2 protein-coding genes are annotated in these 3,734 nt (G+C 40.5%); one reads left to right on the forward strand and one right to left on the reverse strand.

The annotated features are described in order from the left end of the window. The first annotated feature begins 301 nt into the window (after positions 1 to 301). A complete protein-coding gene (gene nrdA / locus C3Z13_RS04630; protein WP_103855149.1) occupies positions 302 to 2,572 on the forward strand; it encodes a class 1a ribonucleoside-diphosphate reductase subunit alpha in 2,271 nt (756 codons plus the stop codon). A 272-nt stretch (positions 2,573 to 2,844) separates the two neighbouring features. Here the strand turns inward: nrdA and dapD are convergent, their stop codons facing one another. Then, positions 2,845 to 3,672, reverse strand: coding sequence for a 2,3,4,5-tetrahydropyridine-2,6-dicarboxylate N-succinyltransferase (dapD, locus tag C3Z13_RS04635; RefSeq protein WP_103855150.1), 828 nt, complete (start codon positions 3,670 to 3,672; stop codon positions 2,845 to 2,847). Positions 3,673 to 3,734 lie beyond the last annotated feature (62 nt).

Genomic DNA, 3,734 nt, shown 5'->3' on the forward strand with positions numbered 1-3,734 from the left:
CTAACATAGAAGAGAAAAATAGGTCAATAAAATCGGTAAATTTCTCTTAGCTATTGAAAAATTTGTGATTTTTATACATTTTTTAACCGCACTTTGCCTTTTAATTCCTTATAAAAATAAGGGATAAATCAGCTTTCATGATTTTTGCTTATTTATAAATAACTTAGTTTATGTCAATAATCGAACGTAAAATTTAGTGCTTGCAGTTTTGCTAAGAACACATTATCTTGTATCCCGTTTTCAATAAACCACTATATCTTGTGGTTTTGACAGATAATACTAACCAGTCGGAATCATTTCTATGAACAAAGCTATGATGGTCACCAAACGTGACGGAAAACAAGAACCCATCGATTTAGATAAAATTCACCGAGTGATTACTTGGGCAGCGGAAGGATTGGATAACGTTTCTGTTTCTCAAGTGGAATTGCGTTCCCACATTCAATTTTATGAAGGCATTCGCACTTCGGATATTCACGAAACCATTATTAAAGCAGCGGCAGATTTAATCAGCAAAGATACGCCTGATTATCAATATTTGGCTGCTCGCCTTGCGGTTTTCCATTTGCGTAAAAAAGCCTATGGGCATTTTGATCCACCGCGTTTGTATGATCACGTTAAGAAATTAGTGCGTTTAGGCAAATATGATCAAGCTTTGCTAACCGATTATAGCCGTGAAGAATGGGACGAAATGGACGGCTTTTTAGATCACTGGCGTGATATGACCTTCTCTTACGCGGCAGTCAAACAGCTTGAAGGCAAATATTTAGTACAGAACCGTGTAACGGGTGAAATTTATGAATCCGCGCAGTTCTTGTATATTTTGGTGGCGGCGAGCCTGTTCTCAAACTATCCAAAAGAAACGCGCTTAGACTATGTACGCCGTTTCTACGATGCCACATCGACATTTAAAATATCTCTACCTACTCCAATTATGGCAGGGGTGCGTACACCAACCCGTCAATTTAGTTCTTGTGTGTTAATTGAATGTGGCGATAGTTTAGATTCGATTAACGCTACGGCTTCTGCCATTGTAAAATATGTTTCACAACGTGCAGGAATTGGGGTAAATGCAGGGGCAATTCGCGCCTTAGGTAGCCAAATCCGTGGTGGCGAAGCGTTCCATACGGGCTGTATTCCATTCTATAAATACTTCCAAACTGCGGTGAAATCTTGTTCGCAAGGTGGCGTGCGTGGTGGTGCGGCAACGGTTTATTATCCGATTTGGCACTTGGAAGTAGAAAGCCTGTTAGTGTTAAAAAATAACCGTGGTGTGGAAGATAACCGTGTTCGCCATATGGATTACGGCGTTCAGCTTAACAAATTAATGTATCAGCGCTTAATCAAAGGCGGCGAAATCACCTTGTTTAGCCCGTCTGATGTACCGGGTTTATATGAAGCATTCTTTGCCGATCAAGATGAATTTGAGCGTCTTTACACGCAATATGAGCAAGATCCAAACATTCGTAAACGCAGCGTGAAAGCCGTTGAACTGTTCTCACTATTAATGCAAGAACGTGCTTCAACAGGGCGCATCTATATTCAGAATGTGGATCACTGTAATACGCACTCACCATTTGATCCAAGCGTTGCGCCAGTGCGCCAATCTAACCTTTGTTTAGAAATTGCATTACCAACTAAGCCACTTTCTCATATCCACGATGAAGAAGGTGAAATTGCGCTCTGTACGCTTTCTGCTTTCAACTTAGGGGCGATTGAGAACCTTGATGAATTAGATGGGCTTGCGGATCTTGCTGTGCGTGCCTTAGATGCCCTATTAGATTATCAAGATTACCCTGTGATCGCGGCAGAACGTAGCTCTCTTGCGCGCCGTTCTTTAGGTATCGGGGTAATTAATTTCGCTTATTATTTAGCTAAAAATGGTGTACGTTATTCGGACGGCAGCGCTAACGACCTCACGCACCGCACCTTTGAAGCTATTCAATACTATTTATTGAAAGCGTCAATGAACCTTGCGAAAGAAATGGGCGCTTGTGAATATTTCGACCAAACCACTTATGCACAAGGCATTTTACCGATTGATACTTATAAGAAAGATGTGGATACACTCACGCAAGAGCCGTTACATTACGATTGGGAAAGCCTACGCCAAGATATTAAAACTTTCGGCTTGCGTAACTCAACGCTAACGGCGCTTATGCCATCAGAAACCTCATCGCAAATTTCCAACGCGACCAATGGCATTGAGCCACCGCGTGGACACGTTAGCGTAAAAGCATCAAAAGACGGTATCCTAAAACAGGTTGTACCAGATTATGAAAACCTCAGTGAAAACTACGAATTATTATGGGACATTCCAAATAATGACGGTTATTTGCATTTAGTGGGTATTATGCAGAAATTTATCGACCAATCGATTTCTGCCAACACCAACTACGATCCACAACGTTTTGAAGACGGTAAAGTGCCGATGAAAGTGTTGTTAAAAGATTTATTAACCGCTTACAAATACGGCGTGAAAACCCTTTACTACCAAAACACTCGTGATGGCGCAGAAGACAGCCAAGAAGATCTCAATGATGATTGTGCTGGCGGAGCTTGTAAAATCTAATTGATTAAGTGCGGTAATAAATTTAATTATTTTTTTCCCCACACAAAATAAGCCACCTTTATAAGGTGGCTTTATTGATCTTTCCTTTCTTGGCTCTTGTAAAAACGATTATAAATAAGCTCAAACGGTTCCTTTGATATTTTGTTCACTACTTATCTTAAAAACACTTTCTAGTTAAATTTTTCGGCAATGTTCCAATAAAAATTTTCATAAAAAATCTGCACAAGAAACTCTCGTGCAGATTTTTATTTTTGATTAATTAGTATTAAATATTACTCATCAATACTACGTAATAACTCGTTAATACCGACTTTACCTAAAGTTTTCGCATCAACTTTTTTCACGATTACTGCACAATAGAGATTATATTTACCACATTTTGAAGGAAGGCTACCTGAAACGACCACAGAACCTGCTGGTACGCGCCCGTAGTGGATTTCACCAGTTTCACGATCATAGATTTTAGTTGATTGACCGATGAATACGCCCATTGAGATTACACAGCCATCTTCTACAATAACGCCTTCAACCACTTCAGAACGCGCGCCGATAAAGCAGTTGTCGCCGATAATGGTTGGGTTAGCTTGCAATGGCTCTAATACGCCACCGATACCAACACCGCCTGAAAGGTGAACATTTTTACCGATTTGTGCGCAAGAACCAACGGTTGCCCAAGTATCTACCATTGTGCCTTCGCCAACGTAAGCACCAATGTTTACATAAGATGGCATTAATACGGCATTTTTCGCGATGTATGCACCTTTACGCACGGTTGCTGAAGGCACAACACGGAAACCTTCTTGTTGGAAACGTGCTTCGTCATAGTCTGCAAATTTAAGGGCTACTTTGTCGTAATATTTGGTTTCTGCGCCGTCAATCACTTGGTTATCGTTAATGCGGAAAGAAAGCAATACCGCTTTTTTCAACCATTGGTGAGTTCCCCATTCACCGTCAATTTTTTCTGCAACACGGTATTTGCCGCTGTCTAAACCTTCGATCACTTCTTCGATCGCAGCGCGCGTTTCGGCATCTACTGTTTTAGGGGTAATTTCTGCACGACGTTCAAACGCAGCTTCAATGATATTTTGTAAATTTGACATATTTTGTTTCCTATTCAAATGAAAAAATTAAAACAAGGCGGTATTTTTATCATATTTCCGCC

It is taken from the genome of Avibacterium endocarditidis, from assembly GCF_002921145.1.
Classification (GTDB): Bacteria; Pseudomonadota; Gammaproteobacteria; order Enterobacterales; family Pasteurellaceae; genus Avibacterium; species Avibacterium endocarditidis.